We start from the raw sequence: 23,491 nt of genomic DNA, 5'->3' as shown, positions 1-23,491 counted from the left end.
CCCTCTCCCCTATGGGGAGAGGGTCAGGGTGAGGGGATCACGCGCTGCAGTACTTCTTCTTAATCACCACCGCAATGGTTCCCACCAGACCCGCCACCAGCAGGAACATCGGCAGCACCATCAGGAAGGTCATCACCTGATCTTCGTGGTGTTTCACAAAGGGGATCATATTCAGCGCGTAGCCGAGCGTTGTTACCACGCCAACCCACAGCAGGGCGCTCAGCCAGTTAAAGAACTGGAAGCGGCGGTTCGACAGGCCGGAAATGCCCGCCATCGTCGGCAGAAGAGTGCGAACGAACGCGAGGAAACGCCCCGCCAGCAGTGCCAGCAGGCCGTGTCGGTCGAACATGCAGGTCGCACGCTGATGGTATTTATGCGGTAACTGCGCCAGCCAGCCCTTCACGACGCGGGTATTTCCCAGCCAGCGGCCCTGCAGATAGCTCAGCCAGCAGCCGAGGCTGGCGGCGGAGGTGAGAATCACCATCGTGGGCGTGAAGTCCATGACGCCTTTCCCGATTAACGCCCCGGCAAGTAAAAGGAGGCTGTCACCGGGTAAAAAAGAGGCTGGCAGTAATCCATTTTCCAGAAACAGCGTTGCGAACATCACCAGATAGACGATACCGACGACGTGAGGATCCGCCAGCGCGGCAAAGTCGTGTTGCCAGAGCGCCGCGATAATATCTTGAATAACAGCCATGGACTTTCCTGTGGAACAGCAGATATGAAGCTATTGTACTCCCTAATTCGCCCGTTGGGTTTGATCCCGGGCGCAACTCATACAGACTTTTCTGCTTGCGGTGTTCACAAAAGCGTCCAGAGAGTACATTTCAGCCTGCACTCTACACGATACGTTCAAACCCTGCTGACAAATCCGCAATTAAATCGTCAACATTTTCTAAACCGATATGCAGTCGAATCAGGGTGCCGGTAAAGTCCACCTCGCCGCCGGGGCGCAAAGCCGCAACCTGTTCCGGCTGGTTGGGCAGAATCAGGGATTCAAAACCGCCCCAGGAGTAGGCCATGCTGAAAAGGGTAAAATTATCCAGATAGCTCGCCAGCTCGTCGTTATTCAGCCGTTTTTTCAGCACGAACGAGAACAACCCGCTGCAGCCCGTAAAGTCACGCTGCCAGAATTCGTGCCCTTTGCTGCCCGGTAACGCGGGGTGATTCACGCGCTCAACCTGCGGATGCTGCGCCAGCCACTCCGCCACCTTCAGGCTGCTTTCATGGTGCTGACGCAGGCGAACGCCCAGCGTGCGGAGTCCGCGGCTGGTCATGTAGGCCGTGTCGGCATCCACCATCTGGCCCATCAGGTAGGCATTCTCACGCAGCCGATCCCAGCAGCGCGCGTTGGAGACCGCCGTGCCAATCATGCCGTCAGAGTGGCCAATCAGGTATTTCGTCGCCGCCTGAATCGAGATATCAATGTCGAATTCCAGCGCCTTAAACAGCACGCCCGCCGCCCAGGTGTTGTCAATCATGATGATGGCTTCCGGCGCTTTGCTGCGCACGGCCTTTACGATTGCGGGCACGTCGTGCACTTCCATGGTGAGCGACCCCGGCGATTCCAGGAACACAATGCGCGTGTTTGGCTGAATAAGTTCAGCAATACCTTCACCAATCAGCGGGTCGAACCAGCCCGTCGTCACGCCGAGCTTGCTGAGGATTTTGGTGCAGAAGTCCTGGCTGGGTTCATAGGCGGTGTTGGTCATCAGGATATGGTCGCCCTGTTCCACAAACGCCAGAATGGTGTTGGCGACCGCCGCCGCCCCGCACGGGAACAGCGCGCAGCCTGCGCCGCCTTCCAGCTCGCACATCGCTTCCTGCAGAGAAAAATGGGTTAGCGTGCCGCGACGGCCATAAAACAGCCCGCCTTTTGCGCGGTTGCGCGTGGCGATTTTTTTCTCCTCAACGGTGTCAAACACCAGCGAGGAAGCGCGTTGAATCACGCTGTTAACCGATCCTTGCGTATATTTTTTGCTGCGTCCTGCCTGTACCAGCGTGGTATCAAGATGCTTCTTAGTCATGTTCGCTAACCCTGTTTTTATACGTCTGGACGTCCAGACTACCACGATTGCAAAAAACTGCACCCGCAGGCTTATCGAATAAGCAGAAAATATTAGCAAAAATCCGCATAAGAAATTTTTACTGCGTAAGCGCAAGGAAAGTGAGCGAAAATTACGGCACCATGCAAATACTAATGAGAACTACTATCAATTCGACGGCGTTTTGATATTATTACGTTCAGATTTTGTGATTTGCGTCCTGGAGATACAGAGTGGGTAATAATTTGATGCAGACGGATCTCTCCGTTTGGGGCATGTATCAGCATGCTGACATCGTGGTTAAGATTGTGATGATCGGCCTGATTCTGGCGTCCGTTGTCACCTGGGCTATCTTCTTCAGCAAAAGCGCCGAGCTGCTTTCGCAGAAGCGTCGCCTCAAGCGTGAGCAGCAGCAGCTGGCTGAAGCCCGCTCTCTGGATCAGGCTTCAGACATGACCTCATCTTTCCACGCGAAAAGCCTGACGACCCTGCTAGTGAATGAAGCCCAAAACGAGCTGGAACTCTCAGCGGGCAGTGAAGATAACGAAGGCATCAAAGAACGTACCGGTTTCCGCCTGGAGCGTCGCGTCGCGGCCGTTGGCCGACACATGGGACGCGGCAACGGTTATCTGGCAACCATCGGCGCGATCTCACCGTTCGTGGGTCTCTTCGGTACGGTGTGGGGCATCATGAACAGCTTTATCGGTATCGCGCAGACCCAAACCACCAACCTGGCGGTCGTGGCGCCGGGTATCGCAGAAGCGCTGCTGGCGACGGCAATCGGCCTGGTTGCCGCTATCCCGGCGGTGGTTATCTACAACATCTTCGCGCGCATGATTGGCAGCTATAAAGCGACGCTCGGTGACGTTGCCGCGCAGGTCCTGCTGCTGCAAAGCCGCGATCTCGACCTGAATGCCAGCTCGGTTAAGCCGGTGCACGCGGCGTCCAAACTGCGCGTGGGTTGATACTATGGCGATGCGTCTAAACGAAAATCTGGACGATAACGGCGAAATGCATGAGATCAACGTGACGCCGTTTATCGACGTCATGCTGGTTCTGCTGATTATCTTCATGGTGGCCGCGCCGCTGGCGACGGTTGATGTGAAGGTGAATCTGCCAGCCTCATCGAGCCAGCCGCAGCCGCGTCCGGAAAAGCCTATTTATCTTTCCGTGAAAGCCGATAAATCGATGTTCCTGGGCAACGACCCGGTAACGGACGCTTCGGTTATTCCAGCCCTGGATCAGCTTACCGGCGGCAAGAAGGACACCACCGTCTTCTTCCGTGCGGATAAAACCGTAGATTATGAAACCATGATGAAGGTAATGGACACGCTGCATCAGGCGGGGTACCTGAAGATTGGGCTGGTCGGCGAAGAGAAAGCGGCCTCAAAATGATAAAGAAGCTGGCGAAAGCCGGCTTTTTTTATGCCTGGCGGATTATGGGTTTTGGTTATCCGTCGGTGCGGTAGAGGAGGTTGCCAGCGCGTCCTCATCAAACGCAACGCAGGTGACGTTTGACGTGCGGTACTCACCGTCTGACAGCTTGCGGGTCAGACGCAGGGTGGCGATTTCTCTGGCAAGCAGATACTGATAGTTGGCCTCGAGGCGCCCGAGAAGCTTCTCTTTCAGTTCTGGCCGCTGTTCGATGATGGCGTTCATCACGGCACCGTAAATTTCTTCTTTGACCTGTAGCGGATAAATTTCACGGCGATTCTGCCATTTCAGCCGCACCAGCGTCGCCGGGATCGATACCAGGTCTTGCGTTATACGCGTCATCTCGTCATTTTTTGTGTTTCGTAGCGCATCGAGATTTTGCTTTAAGATAAATTCATCACTTTTTTTATCATCTAAAGTCAAATAAACGTCATTATTGTTAATTTCTTTCACGTTAATCTTCCCCCAGGCTATAAAAAATGGGATTGTTTTTTTTGCGCGTAATTAAGTTAAGCCAAATTTCATTGCCCGCTTCGTTTATTTCTTTAGTTTTTTCGGCCAATATTTGACTTAGTTTCTGGGCATCTATTTCGCCTTCGGCCTGCAGATCATTCAGCAGGTGAACGAAGGCCTCAATTTTTATGGCGCGAAATAAGCGGTCTTTTATATGGCGATCGTGCTCTTCCAGCAACATATTACGGGATTTGCCGGTACGGGAAACACCAATTAATATATCAGGCTCAAAATCGGAGAGCTTTCTTTTCCCCTGAGTGAAACTGACCTCTTTTTCTACTTCCGTCGGTTGCTGTTCCACAGGCGTAATGTGGTACTTAGCCGGGACGAGATAGTCGGGCAGCATTTTTAATTTCCTTTAATTTCAACAGGATGGGGTTGGTGAAGGCGTGAGATTCGTTGACAATATCATGAGGCAAATTTAAAATCAAAAAAAATGGAGCCTACCCATGAACAGCATCTTTTTTACGGTCATCACATTACTATTTCTGACCGCTGGTGTGCTTTTATTGATGCAGGAGTTCAATAAAACGAAAGTGTCGAACGACACCAGTGAACCGCCGTTACCGGAACTCATGACCAAAGAGGAAGGGGAAGACCATTTCTCTGTATTGATGAACTCCGTTACGCCCGTCTGGTACTGGCGGGTGAACCATGAATATATCGACTTTTTACACGCGACAATTAAGCGGATGAAAATGTCGGAAATTAATGACACGCCTGGATTATTTGAGGCACAGCGTCGCTGTAGCGACCTGAATTCAGCCGTGTATAAATATTATGACAATATCAAAAAGCGCTGCCTCAACGGCGAGAAAGTCTCTTATTCCGATCTCGACGTATTAAATTTACGCCAGTGTTTTCGCGAGTTCAGCCTGGAAGCCTATCCGGAGCTGGTGGCGCTGGTCTGGCCGGAGTTCGCCCGCCCGGAGGTTAACCCCGACAACGTGTGAGTGACCCTACTGGTGAGCTCTTGCAAACAGCCAGCGCCATTGAGATATACTGAGCGCTGGTTTCTTTTGCAAACAGGACTTTATGGAACGCTTTTTTGAAAACGCCATGTACGCCTCTCGCTGGATACTGGCCCCCGTCTATTTTGGCCTTTCGCTGGCACTTATCGCGCTGACGATTAAGTTCTTTCAGGAAATCTGGCACGTTCTGCCGAACATATTTTCAATTGCCGAAGCGGATTTGATTCTGGTTCTGCTGTCGCTGGTGGATATGACCCTGGTGGGAGGACTGCTGGTGATGGTGATGTTCTCCGGCTACGAGAATTTTGTCTCCCAGCTTGATATCGACGAACGTAAAGAGAAGCTCAGCTGGCTGGGAAAAATGGATGCCTCGTCGCTGAAGAATAAAGTGGCCGCGTCGATTGTGGCAATCTCCTCTATCCACCTGCTGCGCGTGTTTATGGACGCGAAGAACGTGCCGGATAATAAGCTAATGTGGTACGTCATTATCCACCTGACGTTTGTGCTGTCGGCGTTTGTGATGGGGTATCTGGATAAGATCAGTAAGAAATAAAGTACACCTTACCCCTCACCCTAGCCCTCTCCCCAAAGGGGAGAGGGGACTGCCCGGTGCGGCCTTATTTATCCGACGACGCCTGCCACAGATTCAACTCCCCATCCGCAACATGCCTGTCGATTCTTTCCAGTTCATCTTCGCTAAAGTGCAGGTTATCCAGCGCCCGCACGTTCTCCTCAATCTGTTCCGGGCGGCTTGCGCCAATCAGCACTGAGGTCACGCGCGCGTCTTTCAGCAGCCAGCTTAGCGCCATCTGCGCCATGGACTGACCGCGCGCCTGCGCCATTTCACTCAGCAAACGCAGGCTGTTCAGGTTGGCTTCGGTCAGCATTTTTTCGTTCAGACCGCGGATTTTCTTCCCTTCACGCTGCATGCGCGAATCTTCAGGAATTCCGTTCAGGTATTTTCCGGTCAGCAGCCCCTGCGCCAGCGGGGTAAAGGCGATGCAGCCGGTACCGTTTGCCGCCAGCGCGTCCAGCAAACCGGTCTTATCGACCCAGCGGTTGAGCAGGTTGTAGGACGGCTGGTGGATCAGCAGAGGGATCTTCCACTCGCGCAGCAGCTCGGCCATTTTTTGCGTGCGCTCGGTTGAGTAGGAGGAGATGCCCACATAAAGCGCTTTTCCGCTTTGCACGGCGTGGGCCAGCGCGGCGGCCGTCTCCTCCATCGGCGTGTTTTCATCCACGCGGTGAGAATAGAAAATATCCACGTAGTCGACGCCCAGGCGTTGCAGGCTCCGATCGAGGCTGGCGAGCAGATATTTGCGCGAGCCGCCTGAGCCGTATGGCCCCGGCCACATGTCGTAGCCCGCCTTGGTGGAGATAACCAGCTCGTCGCGATACGCGGCAAAGTCCTCACGCAGCAGACGGCCAAAATTCTCTTCCGCGCTGCCTGCCGGCGGGCCGTAATTGTTGGCAAGATCGAAATGGGTAATGCCGAGATCGAAGGCTTTGCGCAGCAGCGCCCGCTGGGCATCAAGAGGCTGTACGTGGCCAAAGCTGTGCCATAAACCCAGCGACAGCGCGGGCAGGCGCAGGCCGCTCTTTCCGCAGTAACGGTACTGCATATGTTCATAGCGGGCAGCGTCAGGGTACCAGGACATGATGTCTCCTTTCTTATCGATGAATTTTCGAAACAACGTTTTCATTCTGAACTTACCACATCACAAATGACATCATGAAGCGTGGGGATAGGGTTAAGAGTCGCTGTGTGACCAGTGAAGCCCTGCTAATTAAAAATGATCACAAAACGTTATAATTTCCCTCTTTCCTGCCGATAACGAGAGAAGCACTCGCCTCTGGGCGAACTCACCCTCACGGCAAGGAAGACTTATGAATATGCTTCGTAATTTCACGATCCGTTTCGTCATGCTGGCGATTCTCGGGATCTTTTGTTTAATGTGGGCGGGCGTTGGGCTGTACAGCTCCTGGTCCCTGTCTCGCGTTTCAGATGGCAATGAAGTGGACCGCCAGCTGGTCAAACAGATGACGGTGCTCAGCCAGGGCAACGACCAGTATTTCCGCTTTGTGACCCGCCTGAGCCGCGCAATGGAAGTCAAAGCCGCAGGCGGCACGCCGGATCTCTCCTCTGCCCAGCAGGCGCTGGATAACATGGGCAAGAAGCTCGCCGAGATGAAAGCGATCTCCCCAGGCCCGATGGATGAGGAGATCGCTTCCCGGGTAATCGGCTCCTGGCAGGCGCTGCTCGAACAGGGCGTGACGCCGCAAATGCAGCAGGCGAAAGAGGGAGCGCTGGACGGCTATCGTCAGCAGGCCAATAACGTCACTCCACCCCTGAGCCGCGCGTTCGGTGCGGCGGCTGAAGCGTTCAACAATGCTGCCGCGAAGTCGCTCGACAGCACCCGCGTGGTGGTGGACGGCCTGACCAGCATGACCCGCACGGTGATTATCGTCGCCACGATCGTCGGCCTGCTGATCCTGCTCTTCACCGACCGTTACCTGGTCGCGATGCTGGTCAAACCGCTGGACCGCATTCGCCACCAGTTCCGCCAGATTGCCCAGGGCGATCTCAGCCAGCCCATCGAGCCGTTTGGCCGCAACTGCGTGGGGCAGCTGGTGCCGCTGCTGAGCGCCATGCAGGACAGCCTGCGCGAAGCGGTCAGCACGATCCGCTCCGGTAGCGAAAATATCTGGCGCGGGGCGACGGAAATTTCCAGCGGTAACAACGATCTCTCATCCCGTACCGAAGAGCAGGCGGCTGCGCTGGAAGAGACGGCAGCCAGCATGGAACAGCTGACCGCAACGGTGAAGCTGAACGCGGAGAGCGCGCGCCAGGCCAGCCAGCTGGCCGATGTGGCCTCAACCACCGCCAGCCGCGGCGGCTCGCTGGTGGAAGAGGTGGTGACCACCATGAGCGGTATTTCGCAAAGCTCGAAGAAAATTGCTGAAATCACCAACGTGATCAACAGCATTGCCTTCCAGACCAATATTCTGGCCCTCAACGCGGCGGTTGAGGCGGCGCGCGCGGGCGAACAGGGGCGCGGTTTCGCCGTGGTGGCAGGGGAAGTTCGCAACCTGGCAAGCCGCAGCGCCAACGCGGCGAAAGAGATTGAGGGGCTGATTACCGACTCCGTGTCCCGCGTAGAGCAGGGTGCGCAGCTGGTGAGCGACACCGGCACCACCATGGATGCGATTTTGCGCGACGTGACGGAAGTGACGACCATTATGAAGCAAATCGCCTCTGCTTCTGAGGAGCAAAGCAAGGGCATTTCGCAGGTCGGGATTGCCATTACGCAGATGGACGGCGTCACCCAGCAGAACGCCTCGCTGGTTGAAGAGGTTTCCGCGGCGGCGGCGGCGCTGGAGCGTCAGACCGAAGAGCTTCAGCGCTCGGTGCAGAAGTTCCGCCTGACGGCATAACGCAACGTTGCAAGGCCGCCCTGTGCGGCCTTGCTTTATTCACGAATTTTGTGTTCAGCGCGCGCCGTCTATTTTTTAATAGCGCGGGTCAATATATTTAAAGTATTAAATTATTCTCTTATGCCAATATATTTGGCATTTTCTGCACATTCCAGAACACGAAAATTAATATTGTCTTAAGATTCAGCCGACATAATGAATTATCTTCTTGTTACCGGAAATAATTCAATTTATGAAAAACCGTATTATTTTATTTGCTGCCCTGGCAGGTTTTGCAGTGGTCAATACCGCGATGGCTCAGAGCGTTACGGTCGATGTCCCTTCGGGATATAAGGTCGTGCTTGTTCCGCAGTCAGCCACGGTTCCGCAGGCGGTAACCGTCGCCCCTGCACCCGCCCAAACCGTTTATGCGGCACCTGCTCCGGTTTATCACCCGCGTGCACGCCATGTGGCGAGCGTGGCGGAAGGGATGGTGATTGAGCATCAGTATGACGATCATCACCATTGATAAGATGGTGAAGGGTTTCAAAAAGCCGGGCGAGCACACAGACGCCCGGCAAAGTCTATCAGTGCGTCGCTTCACCAATCAGCGCGCCCGTTCCCGCGCCAACGGCTGCACCTTTCAGCACGCTCTTGCCGGTCACCGCCGCGGCACCCGCGCCCACGGCAGCCCCTACCGCGCCGCCCTTACGCGCGGCTTTACCTTTATCGCCGTTTTTGAACATGGCACCGGTGCCTGCGCCCACAACGGCACCGCCCACGGTGGATTTCAGATCTTTGCCCGTGGCCGCGCCAATAGCGGCGCCTGCGACCGCGCCTGCAGCGGTTTTGTCGATGGCCATTCCCGAGGTGGAAAAAATGAGGGCGCTGATAACCAGCGTTGTTTTAATGAGTTTCATAACAGATCCTTTGTGACTGCTGTTGGTTGATACGTCATTTCTCTGCGTCTGAAAGGAGAGAAACGGCCAGATAGTGCCAGCAAACCGGCTCAACCTTTAGGCTAATCATGCCCTGGGAAAGGATCTGTTCTGCCGGGCGGCGTACCGCCCGGCCAGTCGTCATGCCTGACGCTTGTCTTCCGTATTGGTATCAAAGTCGCTCGCGGCGTGGCGCTCGTGAAGCTGCTCGTTCAGCTCGCCGCTGGTGCGGTTGACGATGCGTCCGCGCTTGACGGCATGACGGTTCGCCACGTCCTTCGCCCAGCGCTGCACGTTTGTGTACTTCTCTGCGTCAAGGAACTCGGCGGCGTTATAGACGCTGCCCAGCGCCACGCAGCCGAACCACGGCCAGATGGCGATATCCGCGATGGTGTACTCCTCACCCGCCACGTAGCGACCGCGCGCCAGCTGTTTATCCAGCACGTCGAACAGGCGTTTGGCTTCCATAGTGAAGCGGTCAATCGCGTACTCAATTTTCACCGGCGCATAGTTGTAGAAGTGGCCAAAACCGCCGCCGAGGAACGGCGCCGCGCCCTGCAGCCAGAACAGCCAGTTCAGCGTCTCGGTGCGTCCCGCCGGATCTTTCGGCAGGAAGTGACCGAATTTCTCTGCGAGGTAAAGCAGGATATTACCGGATTCAAATACGCGCGTTGGCGGGTTCGTGGAGTGGTCACGAAGCGCCGGAATTTTCGAGTTCGGGTTCACCTCAACAAACCCGCTGGAGAACTGATCGCCCTCGCCGATGCGGATCAGCCACGCGTCGTACTCCGCGCCCTTCACGCCCAGCGCCAGCAGTTCTTCGAGCATGATCGTCACCTTCTGGCCGTTCGGTGTGCCCAGCGAATAGAGCTGCAGCGGGTGCGAACCGACAGGAAGATCTTTCTCATGCGTTGCGCCGGAAATTGGGCGGTTGATGTTGGCGAACGCGCCGCCGCCGTTCTTTTTCCATTCCCACACTTTCGGTGGCTGATAGGTGTTTTCGTCTGACATGTTGGCCTGCCTCTTTGGTGTTGTGTTGAGGCAGTGTAGCAGTTGGCAGGGGAACCGTTTAACGATGCGAGCGTAATGTGCAGGGCAGGTGTATGATAAATCACCCTCTGTCAGGTTAATTACAACGTGCAGACGACGACAACCTCTAAGAAAATTGCCGCCTGCCTGTTTTAGGTTGGATACATGCGTAAAGGAACGTTAAGCAGTGACGCGCCATTCGGGACGTTGTTAGGCTATGCGCCGGGTGGCGTGGCGATTTACTCTTCTAATTACGGCAGCCTGGACCCGCGAAAGTACCCGGAAGACGCGGATTTTCGCAGCTATATCGGCAACGAATACATGGGCCACAAGTGGCAGTGCGTGGAGTTCGCCCGCCGTTTCCTGTTCCTCAACTATGGCGTCGTGTTTACCGACGTCGGCATGGCGTGGGAGATTTTCTCTCTGCGCTTTTTGCGCCAGGTGGTGAACGATAACATTCTGCCCCTTCAGGCGTTTGCCAACGGTTCGAAACGCGCGCCGCGCGCCGGGGCGCTGCTGGTTTGGCAAAAGGGCGGTGAGTTCCATGAGACCGGCCACGTGGCGGTGATCGCCCAGCTTCTGGACGATAGGGTGCGCATTGCGGAGCAGAACGTGATTCACTCCCCGCTGCCGCTCGGGCAGCAGTGGACCCGCGAGCTGCGTCTGAGCGTGGAGAACGGGTGTTACACCCTCCATGACACCTTCAGCGACACGGAAATTCTCGGCTGGATGATCCAGACCGACGACACGGAACACAGCGTTCCCCAGCCGGAAATCGACGGCGAGCTGCTGAAAATCAGCGGCGCGCGGCTGAAAAACACGCGTCAGTTCGACGGAAAATGGCTCAACGAAAATGACGCGCTGCAGCAGGCGTATATCCGCGCGAACGGTCACGTGATCAATAAAGATCCCTGCCAGTACTTCACCATCACCGAAAGCGCCGAGCAGGAGCTGATCAAGGCCACCAACGAGCTGCATCTGATGTACCTGCACGCCACCGATAAGGTGCTGAAAGACGACAGCCTGCTGGCGCTTTTCGATATCCCGAAAATCCTCTGGCCGCGCCTGCGCCTCTCGTGGCAGTGGCGTCGCCACCATATGATCACCGGTCGTATGGATTTCTGCATGGACGAGCGCGGCATCAAGGTTTACGAGTACAACGCCGACTCCGCGTCATGCCATACCGAGGGCGGGCTTATCCTTGAGGAGTGGGTGAAAAACGGCTATCGCGGCAACGGGCATAACCCGGCGGAGGGCCTGCTGGAAGAGCTAACCGGCGCGTGGAAGCATAGCCACGCGCGGCCGTTCGTCCACATCATGCAGGACAACGATGTCGAAGAGGACTATCACGCGCTCTTTATTCAGCGCTCGCTGATGCAGGCCGGGTTCGAGACCAAAATTCTCCACGGGCTGGGGGCGCTCAGCTGGGATGCCGCCGGACAGCTGGTTGACGACGAAGGTCGCCACGTCAACTGCGTGTGGAAAACCTGGGCGTGGGAAACGGCGATAGAGCAGATCCGCGAGGTCAGCGAAACCGAATATGCCGCCGTGCCGATTCGGACCGGACATCCCAAAGGCGAAGTCCGCCTCATTGACGTCCTGCTGCGCCCCGAGGTGCTGGTCTTCGAACCGCTGTGGACGGTGATACCGGGCAACAAAGCCATTCTGCCGGTGCTGTGGCAGCTCTTCCCGAACCACCGTTACCTTCTCGACACCGATTTTGAGGTTAACGAACTGCTCAAGCAGACCGGCTATGCCGTCAAGCCGATAGCCGGACGCTGCGGCAGCAATATCGATCTCATCAGCGCTCAGGACGAGCTGCTGGATAAATCCAGCGGCAAGTTTGTCGACCGTAAAAACATCTATCAGCAGCTGTGGTGCCTGCCGAAGGTTGACGGCAAGTACATACAGGTTTGCACCTTTACCGTGGGCGGGAACTACGGGGGAACCTGCCTGCGCGGCGATGACTCGCTGGTGGTGAAGAAAGAGAGCGATATTGAGCCGCTGATCGTGGTGAAGGACTCGCTATAAAATAATGTCTGCACCGACGCCCCCCTCTCCCTTGAGGGAGAGGGCTGGGGTGAGGGGGAACATACGGCTCTGATGGGCATTCCGTTCACTTTATGTTCCTTGCTACTCTTTAACGACATGGCCTGTGGACGTGCCAGGGTGGCTCAGTCGCCACCACCCTGGCGACCCGGGCTCCCGGCGGTAAATCGCCGCTACGCGGTATCTTCGGCTTATTCCTTCCGGCTTATCGGGGACGGGCGGAGGTAACGTCCCTGTAAAGCCCGCCCTCTCGGCGCATCCATGCGCCTCGCCCCGACCTGCAGGAAACGCCTCAGCGATTTACAGCCGGACCAGGGCATCGCTGAAAGCCTTTAGTCGTTCTGAAACAAGGTCATTGCTTCTGCTTAAAAAATACTGTGGATCCCTCAGCCCGCAGGGCATCCTGCGGGGGCTTTTCGTTACTGTTCTTCCTCTTCCAGCTGCTCGCTGATCTTCAAATCGATGATGCGGCCAATCTGGTCATGGTAAACCGTCAGCAGGTTGTACTGGCTCATCTCGGAGATGATCTGCGGTGAGACGTTAAAGCTGCGGGCCAGCTCCTCCTGGTGAAAATAGCCCGGCTGGCGCCGCCTCACGTGGGCGCGGCGGCGGTTGTACTGATACCACAAAATCAGCAGCCAGCCGTTGAGCGCGGCGAACAGCAGGTAGAGCAACACCGTATTAAAGGAGGCAATAATCACGCTCCATCGGTGGTCGCTCTCATCGGTGAGCTGCATCCAGAGCCTGGCATACAGGAAAAACAGAAATCCACCCCACGCCGCCAGCGTCAACGCGGCATCGAAAAGACGCGGCAATAGCCGATGTTCGGTCAAAATTAAGGTATTTTCGTTCATTGAAGGCTTCCTTTTCCCCGGTCCGGACTGATCCAGCGCGCGCGGGCGCGCTGGCGTTTAAGCATGACTTTTGGAAACGCGACGAGGGTGGTGAACAGGCCGATCATCCAGTACACCATCGGGAACCAGATCACCCAAAACAGCGAGCTGGCCACCTTCCGCTCATAGCGCCGCTCGATGTACAAGCTGACCAGGAACTGCAGCAGGCACATCACCCCCAGCAGCAGCCCGGTAAACTCCGGTGGAAACAGGCTCTCCACGGTCAGCCGGGCGGGAACCGGCGCGACGTGGCTGAGGAGGAACAGCAGCACCGTCATCGCGTAAGCGAACGCCCACAGCGTCGACAGCGCGTACTCCATAAACAGGGGCCACATGCGGTGATGCTCCCAGCGGACAATCCTGCGAAGGTTGACAAGAAACACCTCCGCGCCGCCCTGGGCCCAGCGCAGGCGCTGTTTCCACAGGCCCTTCAGCGTCTCCGGCATCAGGATCCAGCACAGCGCCCGCGGCTCGAAAAAGATATCCCAGTGGCGCAGCTGGAGCTTCCAGCTGATGTCGATATCTTCGGTGATCATGTCCGGGCTCCAGTACCCAACGTCCGCCAGCGCCTGTCGGCGAAAGGCGGCGATGACGCCGGAGACGGTAAATACTCGGCCATAGATCCGCTGCGTTCGCTTGATGAGGCCAATGATGGAGGAGAACTCGCCCACCTGAATGCGGCCAATCAGCGTGGAACGGGTACGAATACGCGGATTTCCGGTAACCGCGCCGACGTGGGGATAATGAATCAGCGGTGCCACCAGATACGCTGCCGTATCGCGATCGAGCAGGGCATCGCCGTCAATGCAGACCAGCAGATCGCCCCGGGCCGCCGCCGCCCCGGCTTTAAGCGCCAGCGCTTTCCCCTGGTTCTCCGCGAGGTTAATCACCCGCAGGCGCGGCTGCTCCAGCGCCAGGGCCTGCAATACCTCCGCCGTGTTGTCAGACGACCCGTCGTTGATGGCGATAACTTCGATATTTTCATACCGCTGATCCAGCGCGGCGCTGATGGTCTCCCGGGCATTCCTGCCCTCGTTGAAGCAGGGGATAAGAATGGAGATGAGCGGCTCGCCGGGCAGCGCGGGCGGCGGAGTTTCTTTATCCCACGACCAGTGGCGTTCAAGCTGAAACCAGAAATAGAGGCCGCCGGTTATCCAGAGCACCGACATAAACAGCGGCCAGAAGAAGACAAAATCCAGAATCAGCTCGCCGGTAAAGAGGGCGGCCACGCCTAACGGCAACCCGAATACCAGACATAAAATAGAGAATGCGATAATGCGATCAGTCATTGTCAGGGTACCAGTAGGAAGAAAATTCAGGCCTGATGCGGGAGATAGCAGGCTGGTTGTTGATGAAATCGTCGGGGTAGTAACCGTAGTGTTTGACGCCGTTCAGCTGGAGCACGCGCATCCACTGCGCAAGCTGGCCGTCGGAAACGGCGCGCTGCGGTTGCCGATCCCAGTCTTTCGCCTGCAGTTCAAAAATGGTTTTATCGAGCGCGCCGGGGCGGGCGGCAACCGCGTTAACCAGACGGGTCAGCCAGGCGTCGCTCTCGTCTACCGGGACGGACTCCATCAGCGGCATGGCCATCGGCACCGTCCAGTCATACTCCGCCAGAAAATCGTCAAGATTTTGCGCAAACCACGCTTCGCTCTCCGGCTGTAGAATGGGTAAGGCGAACATATTGCGGGCGGTTTTTATCTGCGGGCCGCGGATATGCTTCACCGCCAGGCTCAGGGCGTGGGTAAACCCGATAAGCGTCTGGCTTTTCTGGCGCGTGGTGTTCTGAGCGGTATCGTCCACGTCCGTCAGCACCGCATCGTCATGGAACAAGATCCCGTTGAAGCTGGCATAGCGGGCCAGATCTTGATAGATGTCCGTCACCTGCTGGCGCACCTGCGGGTCCCACGGTGAGAGCCGGATATAGGGCTCGGTGGCCTCCCGCAGCTGGCCGGTTTGAGGATCCCTGCGCTGCACGCGCGGCAGGGCAGGATCGAGATCGAACGAGAGCACCGGCATCCACGCGAAGACTTTCACCCCCGCGCGGGTTTGCAGCTGCCAGGAGACGAAGTTGAATAGATCGGCCCGAACCGGCAGCCAGCGGTTGGGAAAATAGAGCGCCTTGATCCTGCCGTCGCCCTGCGGGTCGGCAAACGCCTGCAGGAAAACGTGGCTGATTTTCATGTCGTAGACCCGCTGGATCAGCCTGTTGATGTTTTGGGTTTGCTGGGCCGGATCGGGATCGTAAACGTAGTCGAGATCGACGTGCATGACGCGCGCGGGATCGCGCTCCTGAACCTGGCTGACCGTACTGGCAAAGGTTTTGAGCGAAGGATTACCGGCGATCAGCAGGCGGGGGATGTTGCCCAGATCCTGCACGTTTCCGAGCCCGTCCTCAAGGGTAAAGGCCAGCTGGTAACCCTGCCGTCTGGCGATGGCGAGCGACGTACCGTTAGCGGCGCCGTAAGGCCAGACCCAGGCGCGCGGCGCTTTGCCCGTCACCTGCGCGATCTTTTCAGTCACCTTGCGAACGTCATCGCCGATCCGCTGGCTGAACTGCGGGTCCGTTTCATAGCGGCCCGTGGCATTGTCATAAAAGCGGTTGGCGATCGCCGGTTCCCGGCTGCCCTGCGGGTTAGCCGGAATGCCGTAATGCGAGGCCCAGGTATGCGATCCGATCTCAATCAGCGGAGACTGGCCGAGCTCGCGCACCATGTCCCACGTCGCGAAGCGATCGCGGGGCGTCATCAGGCCGCCAAAATTGACCTTTTGATCCGCCGGCGTGTCCACCCAACTGCCCACCGGCGCCCAAAGGGCAGGGACGTTCCACGCCTGCAGCAGCGGCCAGACGCGGGTGTAAAAGCTGCTGTAGCCGTCGTCAAAGCTTAGCAGAACGGCTTTGGGCGGCAGCGTTTTTTTCCCGTCATGGGCATCCAGAATGTCCTGCACGCTGATGGCGTGATAGCCGTTGTGCAGCAGCCAGCTTATCTGCTCGTTTAACGCGCTGGTGCGAACCGAGAGGTAGCGCTGATCGGCTGCATCATCTTCTACGTCGTGGTAGGCCAGCACCAGAAACTGGTTCTGCGGCCAGGGCTTGCTCGCCTCCAGCTGTGGCCGCGCTTTGGGCGCAATAAACGAAAATGCCTGCGCGCAGACGCTCGCGCTGAGGCAGAGCCAGCCGATGAGCATCAGGCTCGCGGAAAAACGTGTGTTCAGCATAGTCATCCTTAAAAGCGTAAAGTCGCATCAAACGTGACGGAGAGGTTGCTCTCGCGTTTGCCGTCGTAAGGGCGCTTGTCCCAGTTCAGCATCACGCCGGTATCCATGACGTTGTTCCACTGAACGCGTTGCCCGTAGCCCAGCAGGGCGATGGCGCCAGCGGACTGATTTTTTTGCCAGTAGCTGCCGCCTCCCGCCACGAACTGTTGGCTCCAGAGGGTGTCGTAATGGCGGACCATCTCATGGTCAACGGTCAGGGCCGCCGTCACGGAAAGATCCCGCGCCGGGTTGTAGTAGAGCGTGTCGCGCAGGCTGTTTTTGCTGGCGGCGATCCCCGGTTCGAGATCCAGCGTCAGGGACGGGGTCTGCCAGAGGCGCTCCTTACCCGTGAGGGTGTATTCCTGGCGGCGGTTGTGGTCTGAGAAGCGGCTGAGGGCGGCATTGAACTGATACTCTCGGCGCTCGTTTTGATACCAGCGCACGCCGGCTTCGCCCCGGTTGGCGCTAATCCCGTTGCGTAACGCCCGCAGGGGCGTGGTGCGCGATAAGCGCTCAAGGCTGCCGCTGACCTGCCAGCTATCCGTCAAAGCGTACGCTGTTGTGAGGCGGGCCCCCGGCTTGTTCGCGCCGTGATAGCGGTTGCTGGAGAGCTCGGCTTCGAGCTGGAGGTCGCGTGGCCGCCATTCCACGCCGCCCAGCAGGTGGCGGCTGGTGCCTCTGCCTTCATCGAAAAGGCCCTCTGCATAGCGGGTGCCGGCAAACAGCCGCCAGTTGTCCGCAACCGGCGGGCCATAGATCGTGGCGTCCCAGTTGAGATCGTGCGTCCCGCTGACGGGGTTATCGGAGTGCAAACCCTTGCTCGCGTTGAGGCGCAGTTCGGACATGTGGTGGACGGCGCGAAGCCTGTCCAGACGCCTGGCGCTGCGATCGGCGGGCGCGCGGGCAAGCACGTCGTCGGCCAGTAAATCCATCTGCCGCCACTCCTGCAGATCCATGGCGACGTAAGCCTGCTGCTGCTCAAGTTCCAGATTCGAGGGCTCCAGCACTTCCGCCTTTTTCAGCCTTTGCTCGGCCGCGCGCGGCAGGCCCCGCGCCTGAAGCAGGGTGGCGTAGTCAATCTGCAATCCCTGGTTGCCCGGCGCCGTTGCCGCCAGACGGTGCGCCAGCTTTTCGGCTTCCGGCAGGGCGTTGGTCGCCAGCAGATAGTTAAAGCGCAGAGACTGCCCGGTAAGCCACCGATCGTTCGGCTGCGGGGTAGGGGAGCCGAAATCGTACCGGGTCCAGGGGACGTTGCGGGTCTGGCGCGCTACGTACCGGCGGGCGGATTCGTACTCTCCGGTATCCAGCCAGGCGTAGAAAAGCGCGTGCTCCTCGTCCTGCGGATCGGACGCGTATTGCGGATAGCGTTGCAGAAGCGAGAAGGCGGCATCGGCATTTTTCTCCTGCAGATACGCGGAGATAACCCAGCCGATTGCCCAGTCCGGCACCGGGATACGGGCTGCCGTCAGATCCTGATATTCGCTAATCACCTGTGGGTAATCAGCATGGGCATACAGCGCGCCGAGCCTGTCGATACGCGCAAGGATAATGTCCTGCGCCGCCTGCGGCTCGCTTTGCCAGCGAGAAAGCAGCGCGTCGTAACGATTCAGCGCAGATTGCGCAAGCTGCAGACGCTCCTTTTCCGTTCTGCCAGGCACATCCGCAAGGCGAACGCTTTCGGCTGCGGCATTCAGCTCAAGGCGACGACGCTCCGCCGGGGATAGCGCCACCTTTTGTGAAAGCAGGAGCGCAGGGGTATTCACCCGGTTATCCGTTAGCGCGTCGATCTGCTCGCGGAGAAGCGCGTGATTTTCTGGCGCGAGATTGAGCGCGCGCGCGTCGGCTAAAAGCCGATCCCAGCCTTTGCCCTGGCGTGACCAGACGTACGCCAGCGTCTGAAGATGCGCCAGAGTGGGGTTTTCGGTGACCAACTGCCGGGCTTCCTGCAGCGCGAGTGCATCCATGCGGGCATCGGCCAGGGTTTTGATATAGCCGATACGATAATCGTCGTTATCCCGCGCAAGGCTACGCGCCTCTTTCCAGAGCGCCAGCGCGGGCTGCCACGCCTTTTGGTTTCTTCTGGCCTGCGCGACGGCCGCAACGCCGCGGGCGGGCAGCGGCATGTAGATGCTGTAGAGCTGCCAGACCTGAATAACCTCGTCATCATGACCCGCCCAGGCTGCTACCTGTAACCAGTCCGCAACGTTTTCAGGCGTCAGGGCATGCTGCTGCTGATAACGCTGGAGATAATCAAGAAACGAGGTGTAATTACCGTTACGCGCCTGTTGAATCTGTTGTTCATAAACGGATTCCGTCGCCTGAACCAGAACAGGAAAGAGGAATAACAGAAACAATAATGTTGGGGTGCGATAAAAGAATAACGTACTGACGCGAAGCGATCTTTCCATATCTATTTGCCATTTGTTTATCATTAATCCATTGCATAACACGGCCGCCTTTAAGCTCAGCGTAAAAGGCCATAAATGAGAACATTAAATCTGAACACGGTGCTGTTACGGGGTACTTACTTAAAGGTAATTATGGAGCCTCATCTTAGTGGACCGGATGGGAGGTAATGTACACCTGATATGTTGCCGGATAAATATGCTGAAAAGCGGCTATATCGTTTTGAGATAATTCTGTGTTGAGCGACGTTTAGTGATTATTTTTAATTGATGCTTTAATTGTAATTGGTTGATTTTAATTGTTTTTATTTTTGTTGTGACAAGATTGTATATATTTCTAATGACGTTTATTTGTCTCAATTAAAGTACTTTCTGGTGCATGTTTGGGAAGTTTCATGACAAAAATTCTTAATGTTTAGGGAGGTGTCTTTTCTGGAATTGTTTTTTATTTATAATTAATGCCGGGCATTGAATGATGGTCTACAGGAAGTCTTACCCATCAATGCCTGTATTGAGGGATGTCCAAAGCCAGAATACATTTATCGTTAATATTACAGCGCTATAAAACGAAGGCGGTCTGCTTTGCACGGGATCGTTCTTGCTTTAATCTAAAAGGGATGGTTAGTGGCAACTTCAATAGTGTTAGTGACGCAGGATCGCTACCTTGTCAGGGGCATGCGGATATTTTTTCCGGATATTATTCTGCTCGATTCGATTGACAGAAACATATTTGATAGCGGTGCAGATGAATATTCTGTATTGATTGATAGCCGTTCTCCGCTCCGTTTATATGATTACCTGATACGCCATCCGGCCAGAACGAAAAAAACAATCTGCTGCGTTATGCTTGATATGCGACACCGCGAGGAGAATCTGCTCAGTATGAAGTTATTCATGAACACGTCGCTTACGGCGCCGGACATGGCCTCGCTGTTCAACCTGGTGCTCAATATGAAGGGCCGTCGCCTGACCACGAAGTGGCTGCTGAATTTACGGCTGAGCACGCACGAAGCGATCATGCTGCGGTTGCTGAGGGCAGGGATGTCGATGGAGGAGATCGCAGGTGAGCTGAATACGTCGGTGAAAAGCCTCTACCGCAAACGAACGGCGCTCTCGGAACGCCTGGGGGCGGAGAACTTTAACGAGGCGTGTTTGTTTATCTTCAAAAACAAACTGCTGGACGCGGTTGGGAACGATCCCTAGGTTGGGGAGAGACCAAAAGCAAAAACCCGCCACGAGGGCGGGTTCTTTAAATAGTGGTGCCCGGACTCGGAATCGAACCAAGGACACGGGGATTTTCAATCCCCTGCTCTACCGACTGAGCTATCCGGGCAACGGGGCGCATTAAACCCGATCTGCCCGGTGGCGTCAACGAAAAATGTTGTTTTCGTTACAGACTGCGCAATCTCTCACCATTTCGCCGCATCCTTAAGCGAAAAAGTGCGTCCAGAGCGCGGAGAGCGGCATGGCGAGCAGCAGCGCGGGCAGCATGTTTACCACGGCAAACATCTTGATCCCACAGATACGCAGCCCCGTCGCCAGCAGCAGCAGGCCGCCGACGGCGGTAAAGTCCGCCATCATCGCCGGCGTGGTAAGCGGGAGAATCAGCGTGGCGCAGGTGGCGAGCGCCAGCTGAATAAGCAGCATCGGGACGCAGATCGCCGCCACGGCGATACCGAGGGTTGTGGCGAAAATGGTGGCGGTGAAGAAATCCAGAAACGCTTTTGCAATCAAAATGCTCGGGTCGCCCGTCATCCCTTCCTGCATTGAGCCGAAAATCCCGGTGCCGCTGGCGCAAAACAGAATAATGATGGCGACATAGTTCTGAATAAACGTCTCGTGCGTGCCGTGCTTCGCCTTGCCCGGTCGGGTTATCAGGTTTTTGGCTTTGCTCACCGCGCCGTTAATGCCTTTTTCCAGATAGCAAAATTCGCCAATCAGCGCGCCGAGCAGGGTGGCCAGCACCATCACGGGCAGATTGGCGCATTTGATCACTAAAAGAATGCCGATCCCTAACGATGCCAGGCCGAATATTGAGGGCATGGAGGTGCGAATACGCTCCGGCAGCCGCTGGCTCAGCACGGCGCCGAGTACGCCGCCCAGCAGTACGGCTCCTGCGTTGATAAATGGCCCGATAACCACGCTTAACTCCTGTTATTTAATCATTGATATTGCATTATTATGGCACGTCAGCGCCGCGCGGGCCTTAGCTTTGGGTGATATCAGTGCATACTGATTCCTTCTTGCACCTCAAAATAAAAGGTGACATTATTGCGCGAATTTTCTCCTCCCTGTCTCACCGCCCGGTGAGGGTAATTGCGCTTATGAAAACCATGAAAATCGCCGTCAGCCGCGAGCTGCTCTCAACCGTGTCTACGCACCGCGAAAAGGTGACGCTGGAAAGCACGGATTTTACCGATGTGGCGGCCGTCGTCATCACAACGGCTGAAAGCCGCAGCGGCATCCTTGCATTGCTGAAACGCACGGGCTTCCACTTACCGGTGTTTATTTTCTCTCAGGAGCCAACGGACGTGCCTGACGGCGCTACCGGGGTCATCTCGGGCAAAGCTCAGGAGTTCCTGGAACTGGAGACCGCTGCCAGCCGTTACGAAGAGAACCTGCTGCCGCCGTTTTTCGACACCCTGAGTCAGTACGTGGAGATGGGTAACAGCACCTTCGCCTGTCCGGGCCACCAGCACGGGGCGTTTTTCAAAAAACACCCGGCGGGACGACAGTTCTTTGATTTCTTCGGTGAGAACGTGTTTCGCGCCGACATGTGCAATGCCGACGTGAAGTTGGGGGATTTGCTGATCCACGAAGGGGCCGCCAAGCATGCGCAAAAGTTCGCGGCGAAGGTGTTCAACGCGGACAAAACCTACTTCGTGCTGAACGGCACGTCGGCGGCCAACAAGGTGGTGACCAACGCGCTCCTGACGCGTGGCGATCTGGTGCTGTTCGACCGCAACAACCATAAATCTAACCACCACGGGGCGCTGATCCAGGCGGGTGCGACGCCGGTGTATCTTGAGGCCGCGCGTAACCCGTTTGGCTTTATTGGCGGGATTGACGACCACTGCTTTGACGACGCGTATCTGCGCAATCTCATCCGCGAGGCGGCGCCGGAGAAGGCCGACGAGGCGCGTCCGTTCCGCCTGGCGATCATCCAGCTTGGCACCTATGACGGCACGATCTACAACGCCCGTCAGGTGATCGACAAGATCGGCCATCTCTGCGACTACATTCTCTTTGACTCCGCGTGGGTGGGCTACGAGCAGTTTATTCCGATGATGGCGGCAACGTCCCCGCTGTTGCTGGAGCTGAACGAGAACGATCCGGGCATTTTTGTGACCCAGTCGGTGCACAAACAGCAGGCCGGGTTCTCGCAAACCTCGCAGATCCATAAGAAGGATAACCACATTCGCGGTCAGGCGCGTTTCTGCCCGCACAAGCGGCTGAACAACGCGTTTATGCTGCACGCCTCCACCAGCCCGTTTTATCCGCTGTTCGCCGCGCTGGACGTGAATGCCAAGATCCACGAAGGCGAAAGCGGCCGCAGGCTCTGGGCGGAGTGCGTTGAGCTGGGGATTGAAGCGCGTAAGGCAATTATTGCCAACTGTCATATGATCAAACCGTTTATCCCGCCGGTTGTGGCAGGGCGGCCGTGGCAGGATCATCCCACGCACGCCATCGCCAGCGAGCTGCGCTTTTTCAGCTTCGAGCCGGGGGCCAAATGGCACGGGTTTGAGGGCTATGCCAGCGAGCAGTACTTTGTCGACCCGTGCAAGCTGCTGCTGACCACGCCGGGCATTGATGCCGAAACGGGGGAATACACCGATTTCGGGATCCCGGCGACGATTCTGGCGCACTACCTGCGTGAAAACGGCATCGTGCCGGAGAAGTGCGATCTTAACTCGATCCTGTTCCTGCTGACGCCTGCCGAAAGCCGCGAGAAGCTGGCGCAGCTGGTGGCGATGCTGGGCCAGTTTGAACAGCATATTGAAGACGATACGCCGCTCGCGGACGTGCTGCCGACGATCTTCCAGAAATACCCGGTGCGCTACCGGGATTACACCCTCCGCCAGCTGTGCCAGGAGATGCACGATCTCTACGTCAGCTTCGACGTGAAGGATCTGCAGAAGGCGATGTTCCGCAAGGAGAGCCTGCCTGAGGTGGTGTTGAACCCGCAGGATGCAAACCGGGCCTATATTCGCGGAGACGTGGAGCTGGTGCGCATCCGGGACGCCGAAGGGCGCATTGCTGCCGAAGGGGCGCTGCCCTATCCGCCGGGCGTGCTGTGCGTGGTGCCGGGTGAAGTCTGGGGCGGGGCGGTACAGCGTTACTTCCTGGCGCTGGAAGAGGGCATCAACCTGCTGCCGGGCTTCTCGCCGGAGCTGCAGGGCGTTTACAGCGAGAAGGATGCCGACGGGATCAAGCGGCTGTATGGGTATGTATTAAAGTAGCCCCCCTCACCCTAACCCTCTCCCCAAAGGGGAGAGGGGATTGCACGGAGCCGTCTTTTCACCCTCGCCCCTTTGGGGAGAG

22 protein-coding genes and 1 tRNA gene are annotated in these 23,491 nt (G+C 56.9%); 9 read left to right on the top strand and 14 right to left on the bottom strand.

Annotation, left to right across the window (positions count from 1 at the left end; translation table 11 throughout):
- Positions 1 to 37: 37 nt before the first annotated feature.
- Together yghB and metC are read right to left on the bottom strand one after the other, a co-directional pair.
- Positions 38 to 697 carry a DedA family general envelope maintenance protein YghB gene (gene yghB / locus FY206_RS20745; RefSeq protein WP_023309176.1) on the bottom strand — a complete coding sequence of 220 codons (660 nt, stop codon included), beginning with the start codon at positions 695 to 697 and terminating at the stop codon, positions 38 to 40.
- A gap of 142 nt (positions 698 to 839) precedes the next feature.
- Positions 840 to 2,027 carry a cystathionine beta-lyase gene (metC, locus tag FY206_RS20740; protein WP_032643397.1) on the bottom strand — a complete coding sequence of 396 codons (1,188 nt, stop codon included), beginning with the start codon at positions 2,025 to 2,027 and terminating at the stop codon, positions 840 to 842.
- A gap of 251 nt (positions 2,028 to 2,278) precedes the next feature.
- On the opposite strand from metC, the gene exbB reads away from it, so the two are divergent.
- Positions 2,279 to 3,010: a tol-pal system-associated acyl-CoA thioesterase gene (gene exbB, locus FY206_RS20735; protein WP_032643394.1), complete on the top strand. Its 732-nt coding sequence runs from the start codon at positions 2,279 to 2,281 to the stop codon at positions 3,008 to 3,010.
- A gap of 4 nt (positions 3,011 to 3,014) precedes the next feature.
- Positions 3,015 to 3,440, top strand: a complete 426-nt coding sequence (gene exbD, locus FY206_RS20730) for a TonB system transport protein ExbD (RefSeq protein ID WP_032643392.1) — start codon at positions 3,015 to 3,017, stop codon at positions 3,438 to 3,440.
- Positions 3,441 to 3,482: 42 nt separating this feature from the next.
- On the opposite strand, the gene FY206_RS20725 is transcribed toward exbD, so the two are convergent.
- The gene (locus tag FY206_RS20725) at positions 3,483 to 3,932 is read right to left on the bottom strand and encodes a hypothetical protein (protein WP_032643391.1); all 450 of its coding nucleotides are present in this window, start codon (positions 3,930 to 3,932) and stop codon (positions 3,483 to 3,485) included.
- A gap of 1 nt (position 3,933) precedes the next feature.
- The gene (locus tag FY206_RS20720; RefSeq protein WP_077064418.1) at positions 3,934 to 4,338 is read right to left on the bottom strand and encodes a hypothetical protein; all 405 of its coding nucleotides are present in this window, start codon (positions 4,336 to 4,338) and stop codon (positions 3,934 to 3,936) included.
- Positions 4,339 to 4,441: 103 nt separating this feature from the next.
- On the opposite strand from FY206_RS20720, the gene FY206_RS20715 reads away from it, so the two are divergent.
- Together FY206_RS20715 and FY206_RS20710 are read left to right on the top strand one after the other, a co-directional pair.
- Positions 4,442 to 4,945 carry an ESA_00282 family adhesion-associated protein gene (locus FY206_RS20715; protein ID WP_032643388.1) on the top strand — a complete coding sequence of 168 codons (504 nt, stop codon included), beginning with the start codon at positions 4,442 to 4,444 and terminating at the stop codon, positions 4,943 to 4,945.
- Positions 4,946 to 5,027: 82 nt separating this feature from the next.
- Positions 5,028 to 5,516: a TIGR00645 family protein gene (locus tag FY206_RS20710; RefSeq protein ID WP_023309169.1), complete on the top strand. Its 489-nt coding sequence runs from the start codon at positions 5,028 to 5,030 to the stop codon at positions 5,514 to 5,516.
- 64 nt (positions 5,517 to 5,580) lie between these two features.
- Here FY206_RS20710 and FY206_RS20705 read toward each other — a convergent pair whose 3' ends face one another.
- Positions 5,581 to 6,621, bottom strand: coding sequence for an aldo/keto reductase (locus FY206_RS20705; protein ID WP_032643387.1), 1,041 nt, complete (start codon positions 6,619 to 6,621; stop codon positions 5,581 to 5,583).
- Positions 6,622 to 6,850: 229 nt separating this feature from the next.
- Here FY206_RS20705 and FY206_RS20700 point away from each other — a divergent pair, with 229 nt between their 5' ends.
- A complete protein-coding gene (locus tag FY206_RS20700; RefSeq protein WP_032643386.1) occupies positions 6,851 to 8,398 on the top strand; it encodes a methyl-accepting chemotaxis protein in 1,548 nt (515 codons plus the stop codon).
- A 232-nt stretch (positions 8,399 to 8,630) separates the two neighbouring features.
- Positions 8,631 to 8,906, top strand: a complete 276-nt coding sequence (locus FY206_RS20695) for a hypothetical protein (protein WP_032643385.1) — start codon at positions 8,631 to 8,633, stop codon at positions 8,904 to 8,906.
- Positions 8,907 to 8,964: 58 nt separating this feature from the next.
- Here FY206_RS20695 and FY206_RS20690 read toward each other — a convergent pair whose 3' ends face one another.
- The 3 genes from FY206_RS20690 to yghU are packed head-to-tail and all read right to left on the bottom strand — an operon-like array spanning position 8,965 to position 10,326.
- Positions 8,965 to 9,297: a glycine zipper domain-containing protein gene (locus tag FY206_RS20690; protein WP_008499797.1), complete on the bottom strand. Its 333-nt coding sequence runs from the start codon at positions 9,295 to 9,297 to the stop codon at positions 8,965 to 8,967.
- Positions 9,298 to 9,331: 34 nt separating this feature from the next.
- A complete protein-coding gene (locus FY206_RS25750; protein ID WP_256932455.1) occupies positions 9,332 to 9,460 on the bottom strand; it encodes a hypothetical protein in 129 nt (42 codons plus the stop codon).
- Complete coding sequence (yghU, locus tag FY206_RS20685) at positions 9,457 to 10,326, bottom strand: glutathione-dependent disulfide-bond oxidoreductase (RefSeq protein ID WP_032643384.1); 870 nt, start codon at positions 10,324 to 10,326, stop codon at positions 9,457 to 9,459. The genes FY206_RS25750 and yghU overlap by 4 nt, the downstream gene beginning before the upstream one ends.
- A 183-nt stretch (positions 10,327 to 10,509) precedes the next feature.
- Here yghU and gss point away from each other — a divergent pair, with 183 nt between their 5' ends.
- Positions 10,510 to 12,375 carry a bifunctional glutathionylspermidine amidase/synthase gene (gene gss, locus FY206_RS20680; RefSeq protein ID WP_032643383.1) on the top strand — a complete coding sequence of 622 codons (1,866 nt, stop codon included), beginning with the start codon at positions 10,510 to 10,512 and terminating at the stop codon, positions 12,373 to 12,375.
- Positions 12,376 to 12,812: 437 nt separating this feature from the next.
- Here the strand turns inward: gss and pgaD are convergent, their stop codons facing one another.
- The 4 genes from pgaD to pgaA are packed head-to-tail and all read right to left on the bottom strand — an operon-like array spanning position 12,813 to position 18,952.
- Entirely contained in the window at positions 12,813 to 13,247 is a 435-nt protein-coding gene (gene pgaD, locus FY206_RS20675) for a poly-beta-1,6-N-acetyl-D-glucosamine biosynthesis protein PgaD (protein WP_032643382.1), read from the bottom strand.
- Entirely contained in the window at positions 13,244 to 14,575 is a 1,332-nt protein-coding gene (gene pgaC / locus FY206_RS20670; RefSeq protein WP_032643381.1) for a poly-beta-1,6-N-acetyl-D-glucosamine synthase, read from the bottom strand. The genes pgaD and pgaC overlap by 4 nt, the downstream gene beginning before the upstream one ends.
- Positions 14,568 to 16,505: a poly-beta-1,6-N-acetyl-D-glucosamine N-deacetylase PgaB gene (gene pgaB, locus FY206_RS20665; protein WP_032643379.1), complete on the bottom strand. Its 1,938-nt coding sequence runs from the start codon at positions 16,503 to 16,505 to the stop codon at positions 14,568 to 14,570. Before pgaB ends, pgaC begins: the two co-directional genes overlap by 8 nt.
- Positions 16,506 to 16,513: 8 nt before the next feature.
- Complete coding sequence (gene pgaA, locus FY206_RS20660) at positions 16,514 to 18,952, bottom strand: poly-beta-1,6 N-acetyl-D-glucosamine export porin PgaA (protein WP_032643377.1); 2,439 nt, start codon at positions 18,950 to 18,952, stop codon at positions 16,514 to 16,516.
- Between the two features lie 672 nt (positions 18,953 to 19,624).
- On the opposite strand from pgaA, the gene FY206_RS20655 reads away from it, so the two are divergent.
- Positions 19,625 to 20,152 (top strand): helix-turn-helix domain-containing protein, encoded by a 528-nt coding sequence (locus FY206_RS20655; protein ID WP_045890376.1) that lies wholly within the window; start codon positions 19,625 to 19,627, stop codon positions 20,150 to 20,152.
- Between the two features lie 54 nt (positions 20,153 to 20,206).
- Here the strand turns inward: FY206_RS20655 and FY206_RS20650 are convergent.
- Both FY206_RS20650 and FY206_RS20645 read right to left on the bottom strand, forming a co-directional pair.
- Positions 20,207 to 20,282 (bottom strand) — tRNA-Phe (locus FY206_RS20650).
- Positions 20,283 to 20,377: 95 nt separating this feature from the next.
- Positions 20,378 to 21,091, bottom strand: a complete 714-nt coding sequence (locus FY206_RS20645) for a DUF554 domain-containing protein (protein ID WP_032643372.1) — start codon at positions 21,089 to 21,091, stop codon at positions 20,378 to 20,380.
- A 182-nt stretch (positions 21,092 to 21,273) separates the two neighbouring features.
- On the opposite strand from FY206_RS20645, the gene FY206_RS20640 reads away from it, so the two are divergent.
- Entirely contained in the window at positions 21,274 to 23,409 is a 2,136-nt protein-coding gene (locus tag FY206_RS20640) for an ornithine decarboxylase (protein ID WP_077064415.1), read from the top strand.
- Positions 23,410 to 23,491: the final 82 nt, after the last annotated feature.

The organism is Enterobacter chengduensis, assembly GCF_001984825.2.
In the GTDB taxonomy this organism is placed as follows: Bacteria; Pseudomonadota; Gammaproteobacteria; order Enterobacterales; family Enterobacteriaceae; genus Enterobacter; species Enterobacter chengduensis.
This window is presented reverse-complemented; position numbering and strand designations above follow the sequence as displayed.

What these genes read in the sequence shown, in the direction of transcription:
- metC (WP_032643397.1), bottom strand. Translation starts at nt 2,027, where the DNA reads ATGACTAAGAAGCATCTTGATACCACGCTGGTACAGGCAGGACGCAGC.
- yghU (WP_032643384.1), bottom strand. Translation starts at nt 10,326, where the DNA reads ATGTCAGACGAAAACACCTATCAGCCACCGAAAGTGTGGGAATGGAAA.
- yghB (WP_023309176.1), bottom strand. Translation starts at nt 697, where the DNA reads ATGGCTGTTATTCAAGATATTATCGCGGCGCTCTGGCAACACGACTTT.
- pgaB (WP_032643379.1), bottom strand. Translation starts at nt 16,505, where the DNA reads ATGCTGAACACACGTTTTTCCGCGAGCCTGATGCTCATCGGCTGGCTC.
- FY206_RS20705 (WP_032643387.1), bottom strand. Translation starts at nt 6,621, where the DNA reads ATGTCCTGGTACCCTGACGCTGCCCGCTATGAACATATGCAGTACCGT.
- pgaD (WP_032643382.1), bottom strand. Translation starts at nt 13,247, where the DNA reads ATGAACGAAAATACCTTAATTTTGACCGAACATCGGCTATTGCCGCGT.
- gss (WP_032643383.1), top strand. Translation starts at nt 10,510, where the DNA reads ATGCGTAAAGGAACGTTAAGCAGTGACGCGCCATTCGGGACGTTGTTA.
- pgaA (WP_032643377.1), bottom strand. Translation starts at nt 18,952, where the DNA reads ATGGAAAGATCGCTTCGCGTCAGTACGTTATTCTTTTATCGCACCCCA.
- FY206_RS25750 (WP_256932455.1), bottom strand. Translation starts at nt 9,460, where the DNA reads ATGACGACTGGCCGGGCGGTACGCCGCCCGGCAGAACAGATCCTTTCC.
- FY206_RS20655 (WP_045890376.1), top strand. Translation starts at nt 19,625, where the DNA reads ATGCGGATATTTTTTCCGGATATTATTCTGCTCGATTCGATTGACAGA.
- exbD (WP_032643392.1), top strand. Translation starts at nt 3,015, where the DNA reads ATGGCGATGCGTCTAAACGAAAATCTGGACGATAACGGCGAAATGCAT.
- FY206_RS20720 (WP_077064418.1), bottom strand. Translation starts at nt 4,338, where the DNA reads ATGCTGCCCGACTATCTCGTCCCGGCTAAGTACCACATTACGCCTGTG.
- FY206_RS20710 (WP_023309169.1), top strand. Translation starts at nt 5,028, where the DNA reads ATGGAACGCTTTTTTGAAAACGCCATGTACGCCTCTCGCTGGATACTG.
- FY206_RS20715 (WP_032643388.1), top strand. Translation starts at nt 4,442, where the DNA reads ATGAACAGCATCTTTTTTACGGTCATCACATTACTATTTCTGACCGCT.
- FY206_RS20695 (WP_032643385.1), top strand. Translation starts at nt 8,631, where the DNA reads ATGAAAAACCGTATTATTTTATTTGCTGCCCTGGCAGGTTTTGCAGTG.
- FY206_RS20690 (WP_008499797.1), bottom strand. Translation starts at nt 9,297, where the DNA reads ATGAAACTCATTAAAACAACGCTGGTTATCAGCGCCCTCATTTTTTCC.
- FY206_RS20640 (WP_077064415.1), top strand. Translation starts at nt 21,274, where the DNA reads ATGAAAACCATGAAAATCGCCGTCAGCCGCGAGCTGCTCTCAACCGTG.
- pgaC (WP_032643381.1), bottom strand. Translation starts at nt 14,575, where the DNA reads ATGACTGATCGCATTATCGCATTCTCTATTTTATGTCTGGTATTCGGG.
- FY206_RS20700 (WP_032643386.1), top strand. Translation starts at nt 6,851, where the DNA reads ATGAATATGCTTCGTAATTTCACGATCCGTTTCGTCATGCTGGCGATT.